21 protein-coding genes are annotated in these 22,859 nt (G+C 58.2%); 8 read left to right on the top strand and 13 right to left on the bottom strand.

What is annotated here, in order from left to right:
• Nucleotides 1-7: 7 nt before the first annotated feature.
• The 3 genes from NA78x_RS20245 to NA78x_RS20235 are packed head-to-tail and all read right to left on the bottom strand — an operon-like array spanning nucleotide 8 to nucleotide 3,360.
• On the bottom strand, nucleotides 8-547 hold the full coding sequence (locus NA78x_RS20245; RefSeq protein ID WP_425614191.1) for a hypothetical protein: 540 nt from the start codon (nucleotides 545-547) through the stop codon (nucleotides 8-10).
• A 42-nt stretch (nucleotides 548-589) separates the two neighbouring features.
• Complete coding sequence (locus NA78x_RS20240; protein ID WP_425614190.1) at nucleotides 590-2,842, bottom strand: DUF1549 domain-containing protein; 2,253 nt, start codon at nucleotides 2,840-2,842, stop codon at nucleotides 590-592.
• Nucleotides 2,839-3,360 carry an RNA polymerase sigma factor gene (locus NA78x_RS20235; RefSeq protein ID WP_425614189.1) on the bottom strand — a complete coding sequence of 174 codons (522 nt, stop codon included), beginning with the start codon at nucleotides 3,358-3,360 and terminating at the stop codon, nucleotides 2,839-2,841. Before NA78x_RS20235 ends, NA78x_RS20240 begins: the two co-directional genes overlap by 4 nt.
• A gap of 247 nt (nucleotides 3,361-3,607) precedes the next feature.
• Between NA78x_RS20235 and NA78x_RS20230 the strand changes: the two genes are divergently transcribed.
• Together NA78x_RS20230 and NA78x_RS20225 are read left to right on the top strand one after the other, a co-directional pair.
• Complete coding sequence (locus NA78x_RS20230; protein WP_425614188.1) at nucleotides 3,608-4,453, top strand: alpha/beta hydrolase fold domain-containing protein; 846 nt, start codon at nucleotides 3,608-3,610, stop codon at nucleotides 4,451-4,453.
• A 16-nt stretch (nucleotides 4,454-4,469) separates the two neighbouring features.
• Nucleotides 4,470-5,306, top strand: coding sequence for a hypothetical protein (locus tag NA78x_RS20225; protein WP_425614187.1), 837 nt, complete (start codon nucleotides 4,470-4,472; stop codon nucleotides 5,304-5,306).
• Nucleotides 5,307-5,327: 21 nt separating this feature from the next.
• Here NA78x_RS20225 and NA78x_RS20220 read toward each other — a convergent pair whose 3' ends face one another.
• On the bottom strand, nucleotides 5,328-5,882 hold the full coding sequence (locus tag NA78x_RS20220) for a hypothetical protein (RefSeq protein WP_425614186.1): 555 nt from the start codon (nucleotides 5,880-5,882) through the stop codon (nucleotides 5,328-5,330).
• 139 nt (nucleotides 5,883-6,021) lie between these two features.
• Nucleotides 6,022-7,218 carry an amidohydrolase family protein gene (locus NA78x_RS20215; protein ID WP_425614185.1) on the bottom strand — a complete coding sequence of 399 codons (1,197 nt, stop codon included), beginning with the start codon at nucleotides 7,216-7,218 and terminating at the stop codon, nucleotides 6,022-6,024.
• 253 nt (nucleotides 7,219-7,471) lie between these two features.
• On the opposite strand from NA78x_RS20215, the gene NA78x_RS20210 reads away from it, so the two are divergent.
• Nucleotides 7,472-9,727: a serine/threonine protein kinase gene (locus tag NA78x_RS20210; protein ID WP_425614184.1), complete on the top strand. Its 2,256-nt coding sequence runs from the start codon at nucleotides 7,472-7,474 to the stop codon at nucleotides 9,725-9,727.
• A gap of 111 nt (nucleotides 9,728-9,838) precedes the next feature.
• On the opposite strand, the gene NA78x_RS20205 is transcribed toward NA78x_RS20210, so the two are convergent.
• Nucleotides 9,839-10,174 (bottom strand): Flp family type IVb pilin, encoded by a 336-nt coding sequence (locus NA78x_RS20205; protein WP_425614183.1) that lies wholly within the window; start codon nucleotides 10,172-10,174, stop codon nucleotides 9,839-9,841.
• A 460-nt stretch (nucleotides 10,175-10,634) separates the two neighbouring features.
• Nucleotides 10,635-11,723 (bottom strand): hypothetical protein, encoded by a 1,089-nt coding sequence (locus NA78x_RS20200; protein ID WP_425614182.1) that lies wholly within the window; start codon nucleotides 11,721-11,723, stop codon nucleotides 10,635-10,637.
• 305 nt (nucleotides 11,724-12,028) lie between these two features.
• Here NA78x_RS20200 and NA78x_RS20195 point away from each other — a divergent pair, with 305 nt between their 5' ends.
• Genes NA78x_RS20195 through NA78x_RS20185 form a run of 3 tightly spaced genes read left to right on the top strand, consistent with a single transcriptional unit; the run spans nucleotide 12,029 to nucleotide 14,080 of the window.
• Nucleotides 12,029-12,619 carry a hypothetical protein gene (locus tag NA78x_RS20195; protein WP_425614181.1) on the top strand — a complete coding sequence of 197 codons (591 nt, stop codon included), beginning with the start codon at nucleotides 12,029-12,031 and terminating at the stop codon, nucleotides 12,617-12,619.
• A 12-nt stretch (nucleotides 12,620-12,631) separates the two neighbouring features.
• On the top strand, nucleotides 12,632-13,657 hold the full coding sequence (locus NA78x_RS20190) for a hypothetical protein (protein WP_425614180.1): 1,026 nt from the start codon (nucleotides 12,632-12,634) through the stop codon (nucleotides 13,655-13,657).
• Nucleotides 13,658-13,660: 3 nt separating this feature from the next.
• On the top strand, nucleotides 13,661-14,080 hold the full coding sequence (locus NA78x_RS20185; protein WP_425614179.1) for a hypothetical protein: 420 nt from the start codon (nucleotides 13,661-13,663) through the stop codon (nucleotides 14,078-14,080).
• 25 nt (nucleotides 14,081-14,105) lie between these two features.
• Here NA78x_RS20185 and NA78x_RS20180 read toward each other — a convergent pair whose 3' ends face one another.
• Complete coding sequence (locus NA78x_RS20180; protein ID WP_425614178.1) at nucleotides 14,106-15,269, bottom strand: phosphatidate cytidylyltransferase; 1,164 nt, start codon at nucleotides 15,267-15,269, stop codon at nucleotides 14,106-14,108.
• Nucleotides 15,266-15,832, bottom strand: a complete 567-nt coding sequence (locus NA78x_RS20175; protein WP_425614177.1) for a lysophospholipid acyltransferase family protein — start codon at nucleotides 15,830-15,832, stop codon at nucleotides 15,266-15,268. The genes NA78x_RS20180 and NA78x_RS20175 overlap by 4 nt, the downstream gene beginning before the upstream one ends.
• Nucleotides 15,833-16,205: 373 nt before the next feature.
• On the opposite strand from NA78x_RS20175, the gene NA78x_RS20170 reads away from it, so the two are divergent.
• Nucleotides 16,206-17,021 carry a WecB/TagA/CpsF family glycosyltransferase gene (locus NA78x_RS20170; protein ID WP_425614176.1) on the top strand — a complete coding sequence of 272 codons (816 nt, stop codon included), beginning with the start codon at nucleotides 16,206-16,208 and terminating at the stop codon, nucleotides 17,019-17,021.
• Nucleotides 17,022-17,130: 109 nt separating this feature from the next.
• On the opposite strand, the gene NA78x_RS20165 is transcribed toward NA78x_RS20170, so the two are convergent.
• From NA78x_RS20165 to NA78x_RS20150, 4 genes are all read right to left on the bottom strand, one after another.
• The gene (locus tag NA78x_RS20165) at nucleotides 17,131-17,694 is read right to left on the bottom strand and encodes a TPR end-of-group domain-containing protein (protein ID WP_425614175.1); all 564 of its coding nucleotides are present in this window, start codon (nucleotides 17,692-17,694) and stop codon (nucleotides 17,131-17,133) included.
• Between the two features lie 286 nt (nucleotides 17,695-17,980).
• Nucleotides 17,981-18,373 (bottom strand): VOC family protein, encoded by a 393-nt coding sequence (locus NA78x_RS20160; protein WP_425614174.1) that lies wholly within the window; start codon nucleotides 18,371-18,373, stop codon nucleotides 17,981-17,983.
• Nucleotides 18,360-19,070: a hypothetical protein gene (locus NA78x_RS20155; protein WP_425614173.1), complete on the bottom strand. Its 711-nt coding sequence runs from the start codon at nucleotides 19,068-19,070 to the stop codon at nucleotides 18,360-18,362. The genes NA78x_RS20160 and NA78x_RS20155 overlap by 14 nt, the downstream gene beginning before the upstream one ends.
• A 691-nt stretch (nucleotides 19,071-19,761) precedes the next feature.
• Nucleotides 19,762-21,684 (bottom strand): PQQ-binding-like beta-propeller repeat protein, encoded by a 1,923-nt coding sequence (locus NA78x_RS20150; RefSeq protein ID WP_425614172.1) that lies wholly within the window; start codon nucleotides 21,682-21,684, stop codon nucleotides 19,762-19,764.
• A gap of 188 nt (nucleotides 21,685-21,872) precedes the next feature.
• Here NA78x_RS20150 and NA78x_RS20145 point away from each other — a divergent pair, with 188 nt between their 5' ends.
• The gene (locus NA78x_RS20145) at nucleotides 21,873-22,802 is read left to right on the top strand and encodes an AraC family transcriptional regulator (RefSeq protein ID WP_425614171.1); all 930 of its coding nucleotides are present in this window, start codon (nucleotides 21,873-21,875) and stop codon (nucleotides 22,800-22,802) included.
• The last annotated feature ends 57 nt before the right edge of the window (nucleotides 22,803-22,859 follow it).

The raw sequence follows: 22,859 nt of genomic DNA, 5'->3' as shown, positions 1-22,859 counted from the left end.
CAGCGGGTTAGACGGTGACAACACCAGCAGCCAAGCAATGGTCACCTCGCATGCCGATGGCGCAGTTGCCCTCCCAATGGGCAGGAACTTGTGCCGCGAAATCAGTGGTGAGTCGATTGGCTCCCCACATGTCATGGGCGCGAATCAAGAGCGTACTGCCATCTTCGCTTCGCGCTACGACAATTACTCCCAGCGCCGATCCTATGTAGTGAGTGGTGGGGCCCAAGTAACCGCCATTGCGACACTCTTTGCTCGTAGTCGTCCCGGGATTCGATTTAAAGCGAATCACCAACTCTGCGAGACCAAAGCTCTGGTCGATCGCCCGGTGCATGACACATAGTTTGTTGCAGGGGTCAGGGCCAATCAAAAAGCCCCATTGGTGCTCAACCGCTCCGCTGCCGAGCGGCATCCATTCCTCGGGAGTTAGCTGAGCCCGTGGCGGCGATAGTAAAGTAGCGACTACCGCTTTACCTGGCGCTAATGCTTCGCCCAGCTCGCAGCGATACTGAGAACTGAACGCAAACGGATACGAAGTTCGGTTGGGCATCGAGTTATGTCTTGGCCGGAGACGAACTTCGCGATCGACCGCTTAATGATCCAGAATGAACTCGTTGCTATTGAGCAGAGCCCACCAGATGTCTTCCAGTACTGCTGCGGGATTGTCTGGATGCTGGGCAGCGATCTTCTTCACGGCTTCTAGTTCTCGCTTGTTGGGTTGACGCGAGAGAGCAGCCAGGAACAAGTGCTCGACCTTTTCGTCCTGCTTGAGTGTGCTTTGTTGCAGGTGCTTGAGCAGGCTGCCGTCGCCGCTGCTCGTTGCCTTGCGCATCAGGTCGCCGTTCATCATGATTAGCGATTGCCGCACAGCGCCGTTGAAGTGTGTTTCCTCTTCGCTGTCGTCGGTTCCCATCGGGCGATTGAACTGGGCCAGCCAATCGATCCGGGCGTTCTCCAGGTCCTTCTGATTCGCCGACTTCTTCCGCAGGTCAGCTGCAATCAGCAGGGAGTTGTAAACTTCCTCGACCTGCAACTGCCGCGTGTAATAGTGGCTGAAGAGCGGAGCACTGCCGGCATCGGGTGCGTCGGCAATGTTTTGCGGCGTGATGCGACTCGAACGGCTGAAGGCGTCGCTCAGCACCATCCACTTCATCAGCTTGCGCAGATCGTAGTTATGAGCAGCAAACTGCTCCGACAGGCGACCAAGCAACTCGGGATGCGAAGGCTGATTGTTAGGGCCGATGTCGTCGACGGGGCGCGTGAAGCCGAATCCGAAGTAGTGCGACCACAGTCGATTGACGAGCGCCGGGCTGAATTGCGGTGACGTGACAACCAGCTTGGCCAATTCTTGGCGGCGATTCACTTCGTCCAAGCGGCCACTGGCGGCAATCTTGGTGCCGTCGACAAACTGCGGACCCGTAGCCCGGATCGTGCCGTTCGGCAATTCGAAATAGACTTCGCCCTCGGTCGTCACACTCTTCTTGTCGACGAAGTCCTGATCGGTCAGGCGCGTTACACCGGCAACTTGCTCGACCTTGGCCTGACGCAGGAACGCGTTGAGCGCCCAATATTGATGTTGACCCCAGTCGTTGGTTGGGTGCTGATGGCACTGAGCACATTGTAACTGTTGCCCTAGGAACAATCGTGAAGTGCGGGCAGTCGCCAAAGTTGCATCAGGGCCCAGCGAAGCGACGAGAAAATTCACCGCGCCGTTGTAATCCTCGCTGCCAGGCTGTGCCGAGCCTTCGGCCGTCAGCAGTTCGTACACCACTTCGTAATAGGGCTTCTTCTTCGCCAGCGACTGCCGCAGATACTGCTCCAACCCATCACGGCTGGCGATCTTCTCGGCTTCTTGCCCCATCGTGCGGCCGACGAGCAAATTGGCCCAAATGTTGGCCCAATGGTCGTTAAACTGCCCGGCGTATTGTTCGCCTTCCATCAACTGCGTGACGAGGCGATCTCGCTTGTCTTTGCTTTTATCGCTGGCGAACTTGCGAACTTCATCGACCGTGGGAATGCGACCTAGCAAACGCAGGAACGTGCGCCGGCACCATTCTTCGTCACTGGCCGCGGGCGAAGGCTGGACGTTGTTTTCTTTCCACGACTGCGTCAGCGAGGTATTGATGAACGAAACGACCTCCGCATCGCTAATGGCGCGATCATAGGTCTTGCTCACCAAGTCGTGCACATTCACCTTAGCGGCCGGCGTGCGAGCAACCTTTGGCTGGTCATTCGGCGACAAGCCGGGGCGCAGCGGACGCTTGTCAGGCATCTTGTCCACGATTTGCGGCGCTGGTTTGAAATCCTGCTCGGCCTGCTTCGTTGCCGGCTTGGTAACGATGGCCTTTTCTGGCGTCTTCTCTGGTACAGGCGCTGGTTTCGGCGAGGGCTTCACCACGACCGTGTTTTGTCCTGGGTTCCATTGCGAGCGAGTCGCAAAGAGGATGCTCACACCAACTGCCGCGATGCAGGCGGCAGCCAGCCAAGGCCAGGCACTGGCCCGTTGGCGTGGTCGATAGAACTTCGTGCGACGGACGGGCGAAAAGCCGCTCTCTTTAGCGGCCACAGGCACACCAACCGTAGGTGGCGGAGCATCAATGGCTCGCACCACAGCAGTCGGCAATATCGCCTCGCGAGGCGCAATCTCTGGCGGCAAGGTTTCAATCGGTGGACCGGGCAGTTGTGGCAACTGGCCATTCAACTCGTGAGCGGTCCCCTCGACACCCATCTGCCGGCGCATCGCCCAGGCTTGCATGATGCGCGCGGTCAGATCCGGGGGAGTTCTTCCTCCCAGGACTTCGTCCAGGCAGCCATCAAGCAATCGTTCGTCGCGGTCGGGGGTCATTTCAGTTTGCTCTCGATGCATTCGCGAAGTTGTTGCTTCGCCCGTTGCATCAAGTTTTTGGCTCCGTCAGGGGTAATGTCCAAATCAGCAGCAATTTCGGTGCGAGACTTCTGTTCGCGGAATCGCATCTCCAAGGAGCGGCGAGCCCGATCAGTCAGTCCCTTTAGGCAATCTCTCAGTACGTCGAGGGCGTTTTCGCCATCATCGTCCCCAGCCCAGGTCGACCAGGTGCGATCCAAGTCCTCGACATTTTCGACAGCTGTCACTTTGCCACTGCGGCGGCGGTACGAAATGTAAAGATTGAAGGCGATTTTGCGGAGGTAGGCGGAAGTGGCTGCAGCGTTGATGTCTTGAAACGGACGTTGCAGGGCGGCCAAAAAAGTCTCTTGCGTCAGGTCTTCGGCCTGGGCGGCATCGCAACCCATGGCTCGCAAATAGCGCCAAATCCCCACCTGATAGGTTTCTATCAGGCGGACTGGATCAAACCCAGTCGCCGTGGAGATTGGTGCAGACTTCATTGCCAATAGTCGAACGCTTGAGAAGAGGCAAAGTACTCAAATCAGCCAAATGGTCGGCCGCCAATCGCCTGAACGGGTGGATCGCGGCGGCGTAAGTCAGCTGTGGATATCATTTTACATGGTAGTGCGGCCGAGCGCTGTTTCCGAGACTCGCCAGCCGCAGTTTTCGCCAGAATTGGTGGCAACAGCCGCCGCAGGGGTTACAATCCGCAGCACTTGCCTGAACCACCATCGGAGAATCCCGGCCATGGCTCACTCTCTCGCTCGCTGGATCACCTGCCTACTGCCAAAGGTTGTCCTCATTATTGTCGTCATAGCCGGGGGCATTTTGCCAGCCCAGGGAGAATCGCCAATCATCGAAAAGGATATTCCCTACCTCGGGAATGACCGGACCGAAAAAGGAGATCTCTACTTGCCAGCCAATCGCCCGGCAGGAGTCAAGTCGCCGGCCGTGCTCATGATCCATGGTGGCGGTTGGGTGGGAGGCAGCAAGAGTGCCAAGCGGGAACTGAACATCGGCACCACCCTCACCGAACACGGCATGGTCGGTTTTAGCATCGACTACAAGTTGGGCGAAAAAGGAAATGCGATGGGTGCCTGGCCGCAGAACTTGCACGACTGCAAAACGGCAGTTCGCTGGTTGCGCAAGAATGCAGAAAAGTACGGAATCGATCCCGAGCGGATTGGTGTTATCGGTGGGAGTGCCGGCGGGCATCTGTCATCCATGGTCGCCGTCACGGATGCCGACGACAGACTCGATCCCAAACAACCTTGGGGTGATGTCTCTTGCGAAGTTCGTTGCGTCGTCGATCTCTACGGGCCCATTCAAGTTTCGGGCGATTCGTCCGGCGTGAGTGCGATCACGAAGTACCTGGACAAGACCGATCCACCCTTCCTCATCATGCACGGCACCAAAGACACGACGGTGCCGGTAGCAACCTCCGAGCAACTTTCCGCAACCGTGAAAGCAGCGGGCATTGAGCACGAACTGGTCATCATTGAAGGAGCACCGCATACCTTCGACTTGCAACCCAAGCAGAAAGACCTCCGTCCGCAGGTCATGGACTTTTTCAAAAAGCATTTGCTGAAGTAACGGAAAGCACCGTGCCATGCACAAGCAATTACTCGTGGCTGCCATTGCCGTAGCGTTTCCTGCTTTCGCAGTGCTGAATGCCACTTGTCTCCCCAGTGGAGCAAAGGCGATCGAACCGCAGCCCGTCATAGCAGAATGGCAACAAACTCGCGTGATCGATGCCGCCGTGGCTCATCAGGCTGCTGCCGCCGATGAGAAGTTCCTCTATGCAATCACCAACGACAAGATCGCAAAATACGATCGCAAGTCAGGCGAGCGTGTCGCACTCAGCACCAGCCAAGTCGCGGTGAAGCATCTCAATAGCGGATTCTTCCACGAGGGCAAGTTGTATTGCGCCCACTCGAACTATCCGCGTACTCCCGAGCGGAGCGAGATCATGCTGCTCGATCCGGCGACGATGGAGATTGCCGTGTTCAAGGATTTTGGCAATTTCGGCGGCAGCCTGACGTGGGCGATCAAACGTGGCGATGCTTGGTGGTGCAACTTCGCCCTGTACGGTCCGAAAAACAACGAGACTTTCCTCGTGCGTTTCGACGATCAATGGAAGGAAACGGGCCGCTGGGTCTATCCCGCCGCAGTCATCAAGCAGATTGGCACAGCCAGCATCTCGGGCGGCATCTGGCACAACGATACGCTCCTGGTTACCGATCACGACCATGGCGTGCTCTACCGGCTGAAGGTCCCCGACGAATCACGCCCGCACAAGAAGACGCCGGTCGAACTTGAATTCGTCGGCCAAGAGAAAGCGCCTTTCACCGGCCAAGGCATCGCGCACGATCCTGTCACAGGCGGACTCGTTGGTATCAACCGCGCAAAGAAGCAGATTCTGCTAGTGGAGCAAATCAAGCCTTAGCCCGATCGCGTGTGCCGCGCGTCAATCGTCGCTTGAGCCACCGGCGAGACCGCCAATCATCGAACAGAAGCCGATCACAAACATGATCGGGGGATAGATAAAGATCACCCCCAAAGCCAGACCGCCAAAAAACCAAACCAGGGCAATGGCCATCGCGGCCATCCCACCCAAGGCGGAATTGCTCAAGCCACGAGATTTGCGTTTGCTATACGCTGGTTTTTGATATGACGGACTTTGATAGGGATTCGAATTCACCGACAACGAAGTAAACTGCGTCTGCGGAAAATTCGACGTAGGCAAGGGCGGTGCCGCGGGCTGGAAGCTGGACTGCTGGTCATAACCGTAAGGAGCAGGCGGTGTAGGCTGCCCCCAAGCATTGGAGTGCGCGGCAGGCTCGTTCCAGGAGGGAAGTGGTGCCAATTCAGGCACGACTTCTGCGTCGCAGATCGGCTCCAGCCTAAAGACCATTTGGCAATTGGGGCAACGAGCTTTTTTGCCAACGGTGGTTGCGGGAACTGACAGGCGTTTGAAGCATTGCGGACAGGCAACCGAAATCTTCTCGCTCGAATCCGACATGGCCCGTTCCATTACTACGGAATGATTATCGTCCACCAATCATCTCTGTGCGGAGAAGTATAGCCAATCTCATAGTTTGCATGCTAATGAAATCCAGGAGAAAAGTCGGCCGTTTTTTGCTGCTGCCATACTGTGTGATTCAGCGCACATTCGCAGCTGCGCGCTCGTATTTTTCTTTGATGCTCGGCAGCAATTTCAGAGCATTCTCGTAGTAAACTTTCTCCAGCACTTCGTCGGGCAAATGCACGCCATAGATCTGCCATAGCCCTTGCGGCGGGAAGTCTTTTTCCGAGTAGGGAAAATACTCATCTTCGGTTTCGAGAAACCGCCAGTAAAGCTTCAGGCGTTCTTCGGGCCAGGGACCATCGGTGCCGAGCAACACGCGGTCCTGATACTTGATGAGGAACTTACGGGCGGAGTAAGGTTGCCGCCCGAGTTCAGAAATTCGCGAAGCCATTTCGACATACAAATTCGGATGCTCGTCGAGCGCTTTCGCCACTGCGGCTAAATCTTCGGCATTGCTGTCCATGTGCGCGCCGATGAACGTCGTTTTTGGATGCTTCGTTACGACTCGGTGGAAGGCCGCGAGTAGATCATCCCGCGCAGGAAACTGTGGACCATAAAAACTCCACTCGGGCCGACGATGCAGTTCTTCCCAGCGTTCGTTTTTCTCATCGATCGGCAGGAAGAAGGCAACCGGGTCGGCTACGTGAATGATGATCGGCATATCGAGATCACCGCAGGCTTGCCAGATGGGATCGAACCGCGGATCGTCAATTTTGATGAGTGAGCCGTCGGCATTTTTGTATTCGAGCCCGAACGATTTGAAAATCTTGAGTCCGCAGCAACCGCGCATTTTGGCATCTGCTAGTTCCTTGGCCATCCGATGAGCAAAATCGGGGCGGTTGCAATCCCAAGTGGCGGGTTGGTCAGGCTTGCCCTTCCCCTGCCAATCGAGATTGGCAAACATCGCGAACCGATCGGGATACTTGGTGTGCAGGTACTTGGCATGCTCGTCGATGCTTTCGCCCAGTTGACCATCGAGACTGACGCACAGGGCGATACGTTGCCGGTCCATCACCTGGACGAACGCGTCGAGTTGTTCTGGTGAATGACGCAGACGAATTCGGAAGTGCGAGTGGATATCAATCGCCGGGAACTTCGCCCCTGCCAGCTTGGTTTCTGGCACATTCAACAGCGACTTGGGCCGGAAGTTTTCCAGCAACAGTTGCCGCCCTTCGCGACCATCTAATTTGGGTTCTTGCGCTGATGAACGGTTTGGTAACAGACAGCAAAGGGCTGCCATCACAGTGGTGAACGTCGCCGAATTCTTCATAGTTCCTGTTTCCCGATTCCCGACCTCTGACTTCCGCCCCCCGCCCCCCGACTCCCGCTAGTGCAGAAGCCAATGAACCACCGCCGCAGGGGCGGTGGCGTTTCAAGCCGTGACCCCGACTTCTGACCTCTGCTAGTGCAGAAGCCAATGAACCACCGCCGCAGGGGCGGTGGCGTTTCAAGATCGTCCCCCGAACTCACATGCCTCGACCTGTGTTACCATAACTTACACTTCGCCCTTTGCCGATGAGACCATGAGCGCCGACGTTACCGAGCAACAGTCCGACGACGATAAACAGCGCTCGCGCGATCTGAGCATGCGTAGTACGCAGCCACCGACGCAGGCGCCGGGGTACGAGGCTCAGCGGTTGCTGGGCACGGGTGCTTACGGCGAAGTGTGGGTCGGCCTCGATCAAAACACGGGCCGCCGCGTGGCGATCAAGTTTTATGCGCACCGCCGCAGTGTCGATTGGTCGCTGCTGTCGCGGGAAGTCGAAAAGCTGGTGTTCTTGTCAGCCGATCGCTACGTCGTGCAATTGCTCGATGTGGGCTGGGACGCCGATCCGCCGTACTACGTGATGGAGTACATCGAAAACGGCTCGCTCGACGAGTTGCTGCGGCGGCAAGGTACGCTCTCGATCGCAGACGCAGTTGACTTGTGGCGCGAGATTACCACGGGCTTGGCGCACGCACACGGCAAGGGCGTGCTCCATTGCGACTTGAAGCCGGCAAACATTCTGCTCGATTCCGACAATCGCCCGCGACTCGCCGATTTTGGTCAATCGCGGCTCTCGCACGAACAGCGCCCGGCGCTCGGCACGCTCTTTTACATGGCACCCGAGCAGGCCGATTTGCAGGCGGTGCCCGATGTCCGCTGGGATGTCTACGCGCTAGGCGCGATTCTGTATTGTCTGCTCGTTGGTCTGCCTCCGCATCGCAACGACGACTCCGTCACGCACATCGATACGGCCGGAGACCTGGCCGATCGGCTGGCTCGCTATCGCCGGCTGATCACTTCCGCTCCGCTGCCGACCGAACATCGCCGCGTGTCCGGAATGGACCGGGCGCTGGCCGACATCATCGACCGCTGTCTGGCGCCGCATCCACAAGATCGCTTTGCCAACGTGCAGGAAGTGCTCGACGCGCTGGCGACTCGCGACAAAGCTCGTGCGCGCCGACCGCTGCTCGTGTTGGGTTTTGCCGGTCCGCTGATTTTGCTATCGGCGATGGCCCTGTTTGGTTTTCGTGGCTACGAGCAGGCACTTCGCGAAACCGAAGCGATGGCTCGCAGCCGAGCGGTGGACAACAACGACTTCGCCGCGCAGCTGGCAGCTGAAAAAGTAACCGTCAAGATTGCCAGCTACTTCGATGTGCTGCGCAAGGAGGCCGAGCGCGAAGACTTGGCTACGCATCTGGCCGCCGTGCTGGAGAAGAGCCAATGGCTGGGAACGCTCAACGACGCGCAAGTCACCGATGCGAAGATGAACGAAGCCCGCCCCAAATTCCTGAACGAGAAAGTCCGCTCAGACCTCAACGAGTATCTCGACAAGCGATTTCGGAGCTATCAGGCAGCCGCCGCGCTGGATGGCCGGGCACCGAAGTTTGCGAGCATGTTCGTCACCGATGCCTACGGCACGCAATTGGCCGTGGTCTTCGACGAAGATGCCGTCTCCCGCAGCATCGGCAAGAATGTGGCGCATCGCTCGTATTACTCGGGGCTGTCCGTCGAGCTGCCGGAGTTTCCCCGGGCTAACCCCAACGCGAAGCACATCGAAGAGACGAATCTTTCGAGCGTGTTTCAGAGCAGCTCGACACAGCGGTGGAAGGTCGCGGTCAGCACCCCGCTGCGCGATGAAGACAAGCACTTCATCGGCGTGCTGGTGCTGACGGTCAATCTCAGTGATCTGGAACTAGTGGCCGATAAGAACAAAGAAGGCCAGCAAGTGGTCGAAGTCGATCACTTCCCGGTGCTCGTCGATGGCCGCCAGGGCGAATCGGCGGGCACCATCTTACATCACCCGCTGTACGATTTGCTCCGCAACGAAAAGCAACGCTTGCCGGCCGACATCTTTGAAAAGCGAGTTTCGAGCGAGATCATGCAGGGAGAGGCACTGCCGGGAACCGAGCGCGGCACCTATCACGATCCGCTCGGAGATCATCCCCTGGGTAAAGAGCGTGGTTTCGATCGCCCCTGGATTGGCGTGGCCGCCCATGTGAAGTTGCCCGATGCCTCGCAGGCCGATTCAGGCCTGGTGGTGCTGATGCAGGAAGACTACCGGTTTGTGGTGGCACCCGTGGCCCAGCTTGGCAATCGCCTGCTCCGCGAAGGAATGATCGCGCTTGCTTCGGTGGTGCTGCTCAGCGTGGCGCTGTGGTGGTTTGTGATTCGGCTGTTTCGTGAGCCGCGGCCGACCATCCGCAGTTCTTCTTCGAGTTCGACGCAGTCGACGCCCCTGCAAGACGTGCCCACGCTGGCGCAAACCTTGCGGAACCGCCGGAAGGATGTTTAAGGCAAGCCAAGAAACAGCGCGAGGCCTGCCAGTGTTGAAACGGGCAGACCTCAGCAGCGTTTTGAGAGCAACTCGCCAGATCGCTAGGCAGTCAGGCAAGTCACAATCAGATTACGATGGGCTGTCGAGACCAAAGGTCGCGTCTTGACCGAGCGGCGAGGCAGCGCGGCCGCAATCGGTGAACAGGGCGGCATCGGTGAACAGCGAATCGCTACCACCGCTGGTGCTGGGAGCGTGCACTTCCACCAACAGCGGAAATGCAACCGTGTACGACTGATCCAGCGAGAGCATGGCTTGAGCCACGTCGCCCAGTTCGTCGATGATCGCATCACGGGCGGCAGCAATGCCACCGACGATGCCGAACGTGAGCAGAGTCACGAGCAGCACCCATTCAAACGACAGGACGCCGTCCTGTTCCGACCACATCCGCGCAAAAACCTTCTTCATTCCAATCTCCTCGAATCGTTTAGAAAAAAAACTGCAGACACGAATGATCGTGTGTGCCCGTCGTCCATTGACGGACAAAGCGGAGATGGGGACACGCCGCCTCCGCTACCTTCTGGTACGGGGCGGGAACAAAGCAGCGCTCATGCCAAAGCTTTGCAGGGTTGAAAGCAACGCATGCCAAAGCGTGGTCCATTGGCGGGAAGTCGCAGAATCTGCGAGAAAACAGGCGGATTGTAGTTGCCTGTGCGAAAATCGTGTTCTTGCCACACGTGGCGTTTTGGCAACAGCCGCACGTTGCCAGTCCACAAAATGATGCCCAAAGGCAACACGCGGCGAGTTGCGGCGAGCGGGTCTTAAGTGAGATTTGTACCGGTGAAGAGAAGCAACGTGTGTCAACAAAAAGAGACACGTCTAGGGGACGTGTCTCAACAGATTAGCGAGGCAAAAGGCTAACCGGCACTTACGGCAGGGCGACTGTCTTCAATGCCAGTGCGCCATCCTTGTTGATGACCACCACGGCCTGTGTGTCGGAGAGCTTGTCGAGCTGCACGGTCCCTTGCAGGTCGGCAATGGTCTCGTAGGTTTGACCGGCGGTATCGGCCACGCGTTCGGTGATCCCTTCCTTGCGGCCGATATCCTTGGTGCTGACCTTCATCACACCGCGGGCGGTGTTGGCGATCAGCAGGAACTTGTCGCCACCCTTGTCGTACAGCACGATATCGAGCGGCGAGTTGCGATTGCCCAGTTCAGCGACCGTGGTGCCGCGAACCTTCTTCCCGGCGTCGAGATCGTTCACCGAGAAGCGAACCAGCGGAGTGCAGGTGAAGCCCGCGAGAATCGAAGGCTGGCCGTCGATGGTGAACGGAACAAAGGCGCGGATGGCAGCATCTTCTAGCTTGCCGTGGGCCCCGTGATAGATTTCGACGGGCGTGCCGGGATCAGCTTCAGTGAAGGGAAAGCTGACTTCGCGGACGATCGAGGGGGAAGCATCGGCGCTCACGCCCGTGACCAGGACCTTGCCATCGGAGTAGACCATGTCGGTGATGGCTTCGTTGCGACGATTGCGCGCCCGCTTTCCTTCGCCGACGACTTTATCTTCGGGCGGGTTGGGCAACGCCAGCTTTTGGAACGCAACCTTGGCGAGCGACAGTTCGCTGGCCTTGCCGGTCGAGTCGATCTTGATGATGGCGGGCTTGTCGTCGGCCTTGGTGACCGACAGGAACAGGTTGCCGCTGGCGGGATTCACCACCAGATCGTTGACGGTGACCTTTGAGCCGCCAGCTGCGGCGCTCAGGGCCGCGTCGAGGTTAGCAATCTCGTACTTGGCCTTCGAGGCGTCACCCTTGGCATCGCCGGTGTCGATGGCGACGATTTGCGCGCCTTTGGTATCGCCGATGAACAGCACGCCGTCGGGACCAACAGCCAGATGGCCGGCCGACTTGAGTTCCGGAGCGCCTTCCTTCAAGCCCCATTTGTTGGCGGCTTGGGCAGTGACGGTGAAACCACAGATCAGCACCAGCAGACTGGCAAACGAAACAGTCTTTCGCATGTGAACGACTCCTGACGGGTAGAGCGAGCGCGACCGCCGAGTACGACACTCGGGCCTGCCGCAGTTCGCGTTATTGTGCGCATGTCGCTGAGCGAGAAGCAATCAGTCCGCGGCGACAAATGTCTGCCGCCAGCGAATGTTGTGTTCAACACCGTCAGGGTGTCGGGGTTCTGTTTCGCTCAGCTGGCAAATACTGATGTCACTCGTTTGTAACACCATTAGGGAAGGAATGTTGATCTCTAGGAAGCATTCACGCTCTAATGAGGTTACTCGTCCGCTGGCAACTCACTCCAGGAATGCCTGTCATGAAGTTTCGACTTGGTACCGCGGGAATCGTGTTGGGGTTTCTTGTCTTCGCCGCCGGCCATGCCCTGGCCAATGCTCCTCCGCCCCCCGGATATCGCGAGCCACCCAAGCCGGTGAAGCAGGAAGTGAAGGTGCCCGTCGTGATGAAGACGGCCGATCTGAGCGCTGAAGGCATTCAAGCCAAGATCGTGATCCCGCTGTCGATGAAGCCGGGCGAAGTGGCACCCGCTGCCGCGCCGAAGGCGGTGCCGGCACCGCCGCTGAATGCGTCCCCGCCACGATCGGGCGCTTTGATCACGCCAGCGCAGCGTTCGGTATTTGCAGCAACTGCCTTGTCGCTGGCGGCGCTTAGCATCGTGTTTGTGGTGCGGGGAAAGAAGCTGAAAACGAGTCACAAAGCGGCCGTGGTAGGCGTGACCTGTATGCTGGGGATCTTCGGCGCCGCGCAGGCTGATATTCGCGTCCCGGGACAGCCTTTTACTCCCAATGGTCCGGTGCGACCACGGCCAGCGGTTGCGGCACGCGATCAGATTCTCATCGAGTACTCGGCGGACGCTACCGAGGTCACTCTGACCGTACACGGCAAGTAGGGAGCAGCTCGATTGTCGACCTCGGCGAGTCTACCCGCGAAAAGCGAACTCAACGCACCGGCCTTCAGCATTGCCTGGTGGCCGGTACCGGTGGTTGCTTCGTTCGTGGCCCTTGCCTGGTTCCTCGCGGCTTGGGCTCCCTTGGGTTTTTCCATCGCGGCGGTCTTTCTGTTTGCCGGGCCGCACAACTGGATGGAAGCCCGCTACATGCTGCGCCGCATGCCGGCGAAGTGGGGCCCGCTGACGGCCTACTTCTCGCTGGGAATCGGCGGGACGATTCTGCTCTCGGCGTGGCAGGCACTGTTTCCCTGGCTGGGGCGATCTGCCGACTGGACCGCCGAAGATTGGCTCTCGACGATCGCCCTATGGAACACAGCGTTGGTCGTGTGGATCGTCTCGCTGGCACTATTACGCAGCGGGCAGAATCCACGGCGCGATTGGCGGCTGTTGATACCACTGGGGCTCTTGCTGATTGGCCTCAATTGGCTGTGGCCCTTGGGCTGGAGCCTGGCACTCGTGTATGTGCATCCGCTGGTGGCCCTCTGTTTTTTGGAACGCGAACTGGCTCGTGCAAAGTCTCCGTGGCTGGGTGCCTATCGCAGCTGTCTAGCGTTGCTGCCGCTCTTGCTCGGCCTGCTCTGGTGGACCCTGCGCAACACGCCGAATCTTCCTGGCGAGGATCTGCTGTCGCTGCAGATTTCTCAGCATGCGGGAGATGGGATTCTCAGCGGAGTTTCGACCCACCTGCTGGTGGCGACGCATACGTTTCTCGAGATGCTGCACTATGGCGTGTGGCTGATCGCCGTGCCGCTGCTCGCCGGATTGGGCAAGCCTTGGGAACTATCGCAAACGCCCCTCGCTCGCCGGAATCAGTTTTGGCGAGTGGCAATCGCCAGCGTCTTAGCAATCGGGTTGCTCGTGGTGCTTGTTCTGTGGGCGGGCTTTGCGGCCGACTATCCGCTGACGCGGAACATCTATTTCACCGTGGCGATGTTGCACGTGCTGGCCGAAGTGCCGTTCCTGCTGAGGCTGCTGTAGTTCATGCCTCCTGACATCGCTGAACTGTGGCAATTTCTCCCTTGGGGATTTTTGCTGACCATCGTCCTGGAGACGCCTGTCCTGCTGTTGGGCTTAAGCCAGCGACATTCGTGGCAGCGGCGATTGTTCGCGGGCGTTTGGCTGACGGCCTGCACGTATCCGATTGTCGTCGTGCTGTTGCCTCTCACCGTGTGGCACTACTGGGGAGAAACCGCCTACCTCGTGGTTGCCGAGACATTTGCTCCCATTGCCGAGTGCCTCATCTTTGTCTGGGCGTTCGCACCGCAGGCGAAAGAAATCGATGGCGTGCAAGAGAAAGTCGGCTGGCAGAGCACGCTACAAGACTGTGCAGCCATTGTCGCCGCGAATCTCTTTTCGTTCCTCTTCGGCGGGTTTCTGATCGAGCAGATGAAGTTGTTCTAAGTAGCCCGACGCATGGGCGAAGGGACTACGACCAGTTCGTAAAGAAGAACCGGGTGATGTGAAAGAAGACGGGGGCTGCGAAGCAGAGCGAGTCGATGCGATCGAGCACGCCAGCGTGACCTTGCACCAGTGTCCCGTAATCACGCACGCCGCGATCGCGTTTAATGGCCGACATGGTGATGCCACCGGCCGAGCCCATAATGGCCACGATCAGCGAAATGCAGGCAGCTTCCCAAACTTCAAACGGCGTCGCCCAGAAGAGCAACGTGCCCAGCAGCATCGTGCACAAGCAACCTCCCACGAGTCCTTCCCAGGTGCGACTCGCGTTGATCTGCGGGGCAATCACATGCTTGCCGAGCAAGATCCCCCAGCCATATTGAAACACATCGTTCAGCTGGACGAGCAGAATAAAATAGAACAGCAGGCCGGCGTTACTACCGGGCTGCTTGGCCTTCTTTACCGCCGGAGCCGGCGGCGCAGCGCTGATGGAAGGCTCGGTGTTCATCGGATTGTCATCGGGCGATACTTCGCCGCTGCTCGTCGCGACAAACAGGTCCCAAGGATCTCCCTTCGAGGTGGTCAACTCCAGACTCAACAGAGCCGGCGCGTGACTGAGCGCGTAGACGCAAATCAGCAGGCCCGATTGAATCTTGGCCGTTCGTTCCAGGAACCGCTTAGGATCGCCCGAGAAGGCGATGCGCGCGGGAATGATCAGCGAGGCATATACGGGAATCATCACCGTATAGATGGCGTAGAACTCTTTACCCAAGCCGACGAGCAGGTACTGCAGCGGCGTGAATAAGAAGAAGGTCCAGAAGAGCGCGCGGTGGTCCCCGCGGCGCGTGGGCGTCATGGTGATGAACTCGCGCAGAGCCCAGAACGAGATCACGCCAAACAGCACGAGCGTGACGGAGTAACCCATCAAGAAGCCCGCGGCCAGAATGGAGAACATCATCCACCAGGCACGGACGCGCAAGTTGAAGGTGCGGACGACGGCCGGGTTCGAAGTGCTCTCGGGTTGCCGTTTCAAAAACTGACCGATGAAGTAACCCGCAATCAGCAGACCGAGCACCGTGCCGAGCAGCACGCGCGTGCGCAGGTCGAGCGTGATCTCGGGAACCGAGATCGAGCGCGGCCATTGCCCCAGCAGGGCCAGGTTGTCGGCGATAAAGGACAGCTCGGGGGTCATACGTCTTTCAGCCTGCGAACGGCATCGCGGGCCCGCTTCAAAAACTCGACTTTCGATTCCTTCGGTTCCAGCCACATGGGCGGGCCGAAGGTGATGCAGCTTAGTAGTGGTACGGGCAAAAACTCACCGCGTGGCAAGACGCGATTCAGGTTGTCGATATAAACGGGGACAAGTTCCAGGTCGGGCCGCTTCTTACTCAGGTAGTACAGGCCGCTCTTGAACTCTTGCATCTCTTCGTCGCGGTTGCGTGTTCCTTCGGGAAACACAATCAGCGAGAACTTCAGCCCGATCTCGCGAATCATCACGTCGACCGGGCTTTGATGGACTTTAATCTCTTCACGGTCGATCAGCATGGCGTTGAAGCAGCTGGCGACATACCGCCGGACGGGGTCCTTCGACCAGTAGTCTTTGGCAGCTACCGGCCGGGTTACTTCGCGCACCGGACGGGGCAACGACGACCAGAGCACGAGAGCGTCGAGGTGACTGGTGTGGTTGGCAAAGTAGATGCGCTGACAGGGATCGGGCTCAATCTCGTGCCAGCGCACGGTTGCCCCGCTCAGCATTCTCGCAATGCCGGCGAGGATAGAGCTCGTCAGTCTCTTCGGTACCACACTGCCACCAATCTCACTCGCACCAGGCTCACGCCGGCATCCGCCCGGCGCCCCAATCCGCTGTGTCAGCGGGCCTTCATCAGCTGACTGCGTTACGTTAACCAAGTTCGGCAGTAAAGCGTAGGCCCCAATCGACTTAGCGGCAACCCACGATTTTACCCGTAATTGCCGGTCGAAAGGCTGAACCGCAACCTACAGTTGATTGTCCTGGCGGCCGCAACGCTGCGGGGATCAGATCAAAGACTTGAGACGGGGAAACAGCGACGGGCCGGCGGAAGCGATTCTGCCGGCTTTGTCGTTGGTACCTACCAGCCACGAGGACCGCATGACAGGCACCCTTCTGACTTGCCCACCCCAATCGGACCTGCCCGAATCTGACTCAGCTCGGCCCGATCGCGTCAGCTTGATGGGAGTGGCCATGGACCCACTCACCATGGCCCAGGCCGTGAGCACGGTACTGGAGTGGACCGCCACGCCGGGGCCCTGCCGCTACGTCGTCACGCCTAACGTCGACCACATCGTCCTGCTGCAACATCACGCTGGCCTGCAAGCCGCCTACGAAGATGCCGAACTGATCCTCGCTGACGGCGCGCCCGTGGTGTGGGCTTCACACCTGCTTGGACGCAGCTTGCCCGACCGCATTCCCGGCTCGGATCTGACACCGGCCATTTTCGCTGCCGCTCCTCAAGACCGCGTCCTGAAAACCTACCTGCTTGGCGCCATGCCGGGCGTGGCCGAAGTCGCCGCCCAGAACATCGAACGTCGCTGGCCGCACGTCCAAGTGACCGGCTGCTACAGTCCGCCGCTGGGCTTCGAAAAATCGGCCGAAGAGAACGACAAGATCCTCGCTCAAATCGCCGCTGCCGAAACCGAACTGCTGATCGTCGGCGTGGGTGCCCCGAAGCAAGAGCTGTGGGTCCATCAGCATCGCGACCGCATCGCTGCCCGAGCCGTCCTGTGCGTGGGTGCGACGATCGACTTCCTCGCGGGCGAAAAACGTCGGGCACCGGTTTGGATGCGAGGCCTAGGCATCGAGTGGATGCATCGCCTGGCGACCGAACCTCGCCGCCTTGCCAGTCGCTATGCTCGCGACGCCTGGATCTTTCCCCAGTTGGTGCTGCGGTCGTATTTCAGCAAATGAGATCACCCAGGGTCGAAAGCGTCAGCGCGCTCACGCTTCTCGCTCAGGTATTCAGCTTGCCTAACATGGCGCCGGTGATCGCCCACGCAACGAGCGACAATGCCGACCTTCAAACGATGACGCTCGTCAGCGACTGAAAGTACGGATGCCGGCGAATGGGATCGAAGTCCCGTTCACTACCAACCAGATCTCGGTAGTCGGGTTGCAGGTCAAACGCTTGAGCCAGGTACGTGCAGGCCGTCTTTGCGTTGCCAGCGAGGCTCCAGTAGCAAGCCAGGTTGTAATGCAAAATCGCCTGTTCGGCGTCAGCTTCCAACGCTTCTTCCAATGTTTGAATGGCCAGGTCGAGTCGCTTGACTCGCTTATAACACCAGCCAAGAGCCAGCCGAATGTGGAAGTTCTCGGGCTCGAGGTCCGCTGCTTCTCGCAGCGGCTTTACCGCGTCGCCATAGCGTTCCATGGTCCGCAAGGCTTGGCCGCGCAGGAACTGAATATGCGATCGCAAACCACCTGGATTATCGATCCGGTCCAAGGTTGCCAGCACTCGCAGAGCCAATTTGTCGCGAGCATCGGAGCGACACGGCCACCGACCGCCAAAGACTGTAATGAGGTCCAAATAACCTTCGGCTTCCCGAAGAATTTGTTGGCGGCGGATGCGGTTGGGGTCAGACATGGCGAATCATCTCAGCCATTTACTGGAGGAACGCTCTCTACATCAATTCTAGCCGGCGCTTTCGAAAACCCAAATCGCGGTGCTCGTAATTTTGGCAGGAATCAGGAAAAATTATCGCACAAACCGCGTTTTACGAACCTTCATGACGACGAAGTAGACCTTGAGGGACACTCCTTCTATCGGCATTTGTGTCGACCAGAAAAAATCACAGCCGTTGCTTCCCGCACTCGGTAGGAAATTTCCGGTCTTCACTTCCTCGTATTTGCTTCTGCCTGCTCGCTTCGACTCATTCTCTCTTTTCACCTCCCGGGACACCAGGAGGGGTGCAGAGTTCGAGGTAATGACCATCGGGATCAATTAAAAAAACCTGCCCCGCGCCATCGGGCCGGCGCTTGCGAGGAAAGAACGGGTAACCGACCGCCGTCAGGTGAGTCTCCCAGGCGTCCAGATCGTCCACCATCAGCGCCCAGTGATCGCCACGGTTGTGAGAACGGGTTTCCAGTTTTCGCCCGGCAATCAGGTGCAACTCTTGTTGCTCGCCCAAGCGAAACCAGGCTCCCGGAAAATCGAACGCGGGGCGCGCGATCTCTGCTAGCTGCAGCACGTCCCGAAAGAACGCCCGGCTCTTCTCCAAGTCAGCCACATGAATGGCCACATGATTCAGTTCAACAATTTTCATCCAGCTTATTTTCCGTAACGAGCGATTCTTTTGCTAGCGGTTCGACGGCTTTTTTCAGGTCCCCTGGCCAGCGGTTCTTCGCATAGTCGCGCATGGCCAATTCGTGACAGAAGCAGTCGCGCATCAATAAGCCGAAGCTGCCCACAAGCACGCCGGTAATCATCGCGGCAGCAGTGCAAAGGGCGAAGATGATCGTAAAGAAGACCTCTCCCGACCCCACGGGCGATTGCCAGGGCTGGCCGATGACGCGAGCCCAGGCAGCTCCCACAAAGACACCTGCCAAGGCAAGCGAGCCTGGCACGATCACCACGGCGGCAAAGTTCACCGTTGGCCACAGGATAATGTCCCAGCTTCGACGGTGAAACACTGCGGCGACGCTGGCGAAGGCGAACGCGAAAACGGGCGACCACCCCACAATTCCAGCCACTGTGTCGCGGTGCAACGAGTAACCGTAGTATTTGACGAAGCAGAAGGTGAACAGCAGACCCATTGCCCCGCCGATCATTCCCCACCCTGCGCAGCGCCGCAAATGGCTGTAACAGATGCCCACGACGCCACCAACGATGCCGCTCAGGGACAGCGTCACCGCCAGGCAGCCAACGAGAGGCTCTTCCTCCAAGCGCAGGGCGAACCCCACCGCGATCGCGACGAGAGTCATGGCGACCAGTAAATCGGTAATGGAGAACTGAGATTTCATCGCTGACCTGAAGAGCCGTCGGAGTAACTTTTATCTGCAATCCAGATGCTGACTGGCCCCCGATTATTCCCTCTGCTGCCTGACGAATTCGAGTGGCTTGCCTCGTGATCGCTCCAGTGCCCTTAATGACCTTTTCGAACCATGCCTCAAGCCGGTAATCAGCCCCTCCGCGCGATAACCATTTGATAACCGGTTTGAACAGGGCTGTGCGCGGCAGTGTGACAGTTCGTAACTCCTGTCGCAGTAGGACTCTAGTGCAGTTATAACTGAATAGGTTCGAAAGACTTGAACAGGCCCTTTGGCCGCTTTTTTGATAACTTTTGCGGCGAAATTTTTGCGCCGTAAGTTCAACAAGTTCGTCATCGCTGTCTCTTCGCTCTAGGGAAGCCAAGTTGCCCGTACCTCCTCTACCTTGCGTCTCCATTAGATGCCCAGGCCGTGACACGTTAGGTCACGCGGCAGAAGAATTTAGAAATTTTTGACGAGTCAAGCTTGCGAGTAGGGTGGGCCGAGGTCGCGGTCGTGGTCTTGGCCAACTCTATGGATTTTCTCGCGACGAGGCCCACCGCAACCGATCCACGTGGATTGATTCTATCCGACAACGGCAGGCCATCGGTCTGGGACGTTCGTTGTGTTGGGGCACGCAGCGAAGAACACATGCCGGCAACGGGGGGGTACAATTCGGCGAGACTTACTTCGCCTTAACGTCATAGCAAAGCAGCAGCCCCTGATCGCGGATGTAAAGCTTACCGTTGGCGATAATCGGATGAGCCCAGGCCGGCGCTCGGCTGCGATCTGGCTGATCAAACCGGCCAAGCTCGACCAAGCCCTTTTTGGATGGTTCAATCAGAATGATGGGGCCTTCTTCACTGCGCAGATAAAGTCTGCCGTCGGCGTAGAGCAACGCGCCTTTCGGCCCTTTGCGGTCTCTCCAAAGAGTCTCGCCTGTTTGAAAATCGATGCAGGCCATCATCCCGCCGCCATTGCCGCCATTCGCACCGTAGAGCGCGCCATCCACAACGATCATTCCGCCGTGGTGATTCTGCATTTGCGTCGTGAAGTAAGCTTCTTCCGCCTCAAACTTGCCGCTTGCATCCTTCTTTACCTTAACCGCGCCGCCACCTGCCCCATACGCGGACGCTGCAAAGACCAACCCGTCCTGATAGATCGGTGTTGAACAGTTGATCCCCATACCGTTGGACGGTTTGTTGTACTGCCAAAGCACCTCCCCTTTATCGGCTGACACGCCGATCAGTGCACTGGAGGTCATTTGGACGTATTGCCGCACACCCTCCAAATCAATGGCGATGATCGACGCGTAAGCTGCGCCTGCACGTGGGCCGCCAAAGCCACCGAACCCACCGCGTCTGCCTCCACCGGCAGCATTTCCCGGTGGACCGAAGCCACCTCGACCAGCGGCACCTGAATTGACTTGGCCGCCAACAAACCCTCGATCAGCGAGCCAAACTTGTTTCTTCGAATCCGTAAACGACTCCGCAGCTCCGGCGTTAATTCGGATCGGCTCTGCGGCCTTGTCCGTCACTTCCTTCGGGAGAATCTCGATCGCTTTAATCGCCGGATTCTCAAGTTTTCGTTCGAACGTGATCTTGAGTTCGCCATCTTTCACTTCCACGGGAACCGATTCGATATAGGCCTTGCGAAGTCCACCAGCTTTCTCAAAGGTATCGAAATCTTTGAACTCCTTTCCTTGGACAGTGAAACTGAATACGCGTTGTCCGGCCGCGGTGATTCCTTGATACGTTTCTGCGAAGTGTAGATTCACCACGTACTTGCCATTGGGCACTTTTTGGCTAAAAGCGGTCATTCCCCAATGTTCACTGGCGTAGAGCGTCGGGTCTTCGGTACCAGCAATCGATGGCACCGCAGTGCTGCCTGCCGCCTGACCGCCGCGTGGAGTGCGCTCGCTTGTCGAGGGGCGTCCACCGCCACTCGGCGGAGCGTTGGACGGCTGGCTTGACGCAGCCGCAGTTTTCCAGATCACGTCGCCGCTGATCTTGTTCAAAGCGACCAGCGTTGCATTTGCAGCGCCGGGTGTGCAAATGACCTTATCCCCATCCACGAGTGGCGACTCACGAAAGTTCCACATCGGTGGCGTTCCACCAAAATCCTCAATCAGGCTTTTCTGCCACAGGATCTTTCCATCGCTGAGGTTGAGACAGGCGAGTCGACCACTCATTCCAATGGCGTAAAGTCGATCGCCGTCGATGGTAGGTGTTCCACCCGGACCTTCTTTCGACTGTGGGACACCTTGCGATATGGCGGCACCCAGTGCAGATGCCCAAACTTCCTTGCCGTCTGTTTCCGAGCGAGCCCAGACGATCTCTTTGCCATCGCGGTGGCTCAAGCCGTAGATTTTGCCGTTCACTACGGCAGGCGCACTGTCGCCGCCGCCGAGTCCTTCGACGCGCCAGGCCAGTCGTGGGCCACCCTCGGGCCACTCCTGCAGCAAACCCGTCTCACTGGAGACCGCGTTCCGCTGAGGTCCCTGCCACTGCGGCCAATCGGCGGCATTGGCAGTTGCCAACGAGCAGGCAACCAACAACGGTGCCGAAAGCATGTTCAACACGATGTGGTGCAAACGAAGCGGTGTCATTTCAGATCTCCCAAGCCGGCGGTTGGACGGGTACCTTCAGCAATCATTTAACCCCAGCCGAACAGGAATGACATGCAACGATTCGCCAAAAGTCTTGCCTAATTCTCTCGTTCGGCGCGTTTTTTGGTCAGACAATGCTAACTTGGTATCTGGCTCCTTTCTGATCGTGGCTACGCGGGGATGTAAAGATGACTGTCGCGGACGAGAGTTCCGAGCGGCTCGCCTTCCTTCTAAACAAGGTTGCCATCGAAGAGGGGGTTCACAATACGCTCGTCGACGGAGTCCGCGTGGCTAGGCATTCCACCGTGTTGCCTCGCACGCCCGTCGTCTATGAACCAGCCATCGTCATCGTGGGACAAGGCCGCAAACGGAGCTATGTTGGCGATCAGATTTACGATTACGGCTCATCCAGTTACTTCGTCTTGTCGGTGCCACTGCCCGCCGAATGTGAGTGGGAGGCCACGCCAGAAAAGCCCGTATTGGTTGTAGGAGTCAGAGTCGACCCAGCCATTCTCGGCGAAGTCGTGCTCGAAATGGATGAATCCACGCCGCCGCAACGCGAACTTCCCCGGGGTGTGACCACGCGTCCTTTGAGTTGTGAACTCAGCGGAGCGGTGATTCGACTGCTGGAGTGTCTGCAGTGCCCCGTGGACAGTCGGGTTCTGGGGCGTGGCATCATCCGTGAGATCGTTTACAGGGCGCTGCGAGAGGATCAAGACGGCGCGCTCCGGGCACTCGCGAATCGCGATGGGAACTTCATGCGAATCGCCAAGGTTTTGAAAGAGGTTCATGCTGACTGCGCTAAGCCGTTTACCGTCGACAACATGTCGAAACGGGCAGGCATGAGCGTGGCAGCGTTCCATCACAACTTCAAACTTGTCGCTGGCAGTTCGCCGCTCCAATACCTCAAGCGAATTCGACTTGATCGCGCGAAGCGTTTGATGATCCACGATGGCTACAACGCCGGCACCGCAGCAAAGGCAGTTGGGTACGAGAGCGCATCGCAGTTCAGCCGCGAGTTCAAGCGGCAATTCGGCACGACACCAATGGAAGATACTGATCGCTTGCGGCAGCCCGTCGAGAAGAAATCTGGGCGGCGTCGAAGCGCTTATTCCTAAATACTGGCTACTCCGGTCGCATCGACCGGAGCTTTCGCGGAACGATGATTTACCGCA

The organism is Anatilimnocola aquadivae (genome assembly GCF_049819085.1).
Taxonomy (GTDB): domain Bacteria; phylum Planctomycetota; class Planctomycetia; order Pirellulales; family Pirellulaceae; genus Anatilimnocola.
The sequence above is the reverse complement of the archived record's forward strand: the minus strand, read 5'-3'. Positions and strand labels throughout refer to the sequence as shown.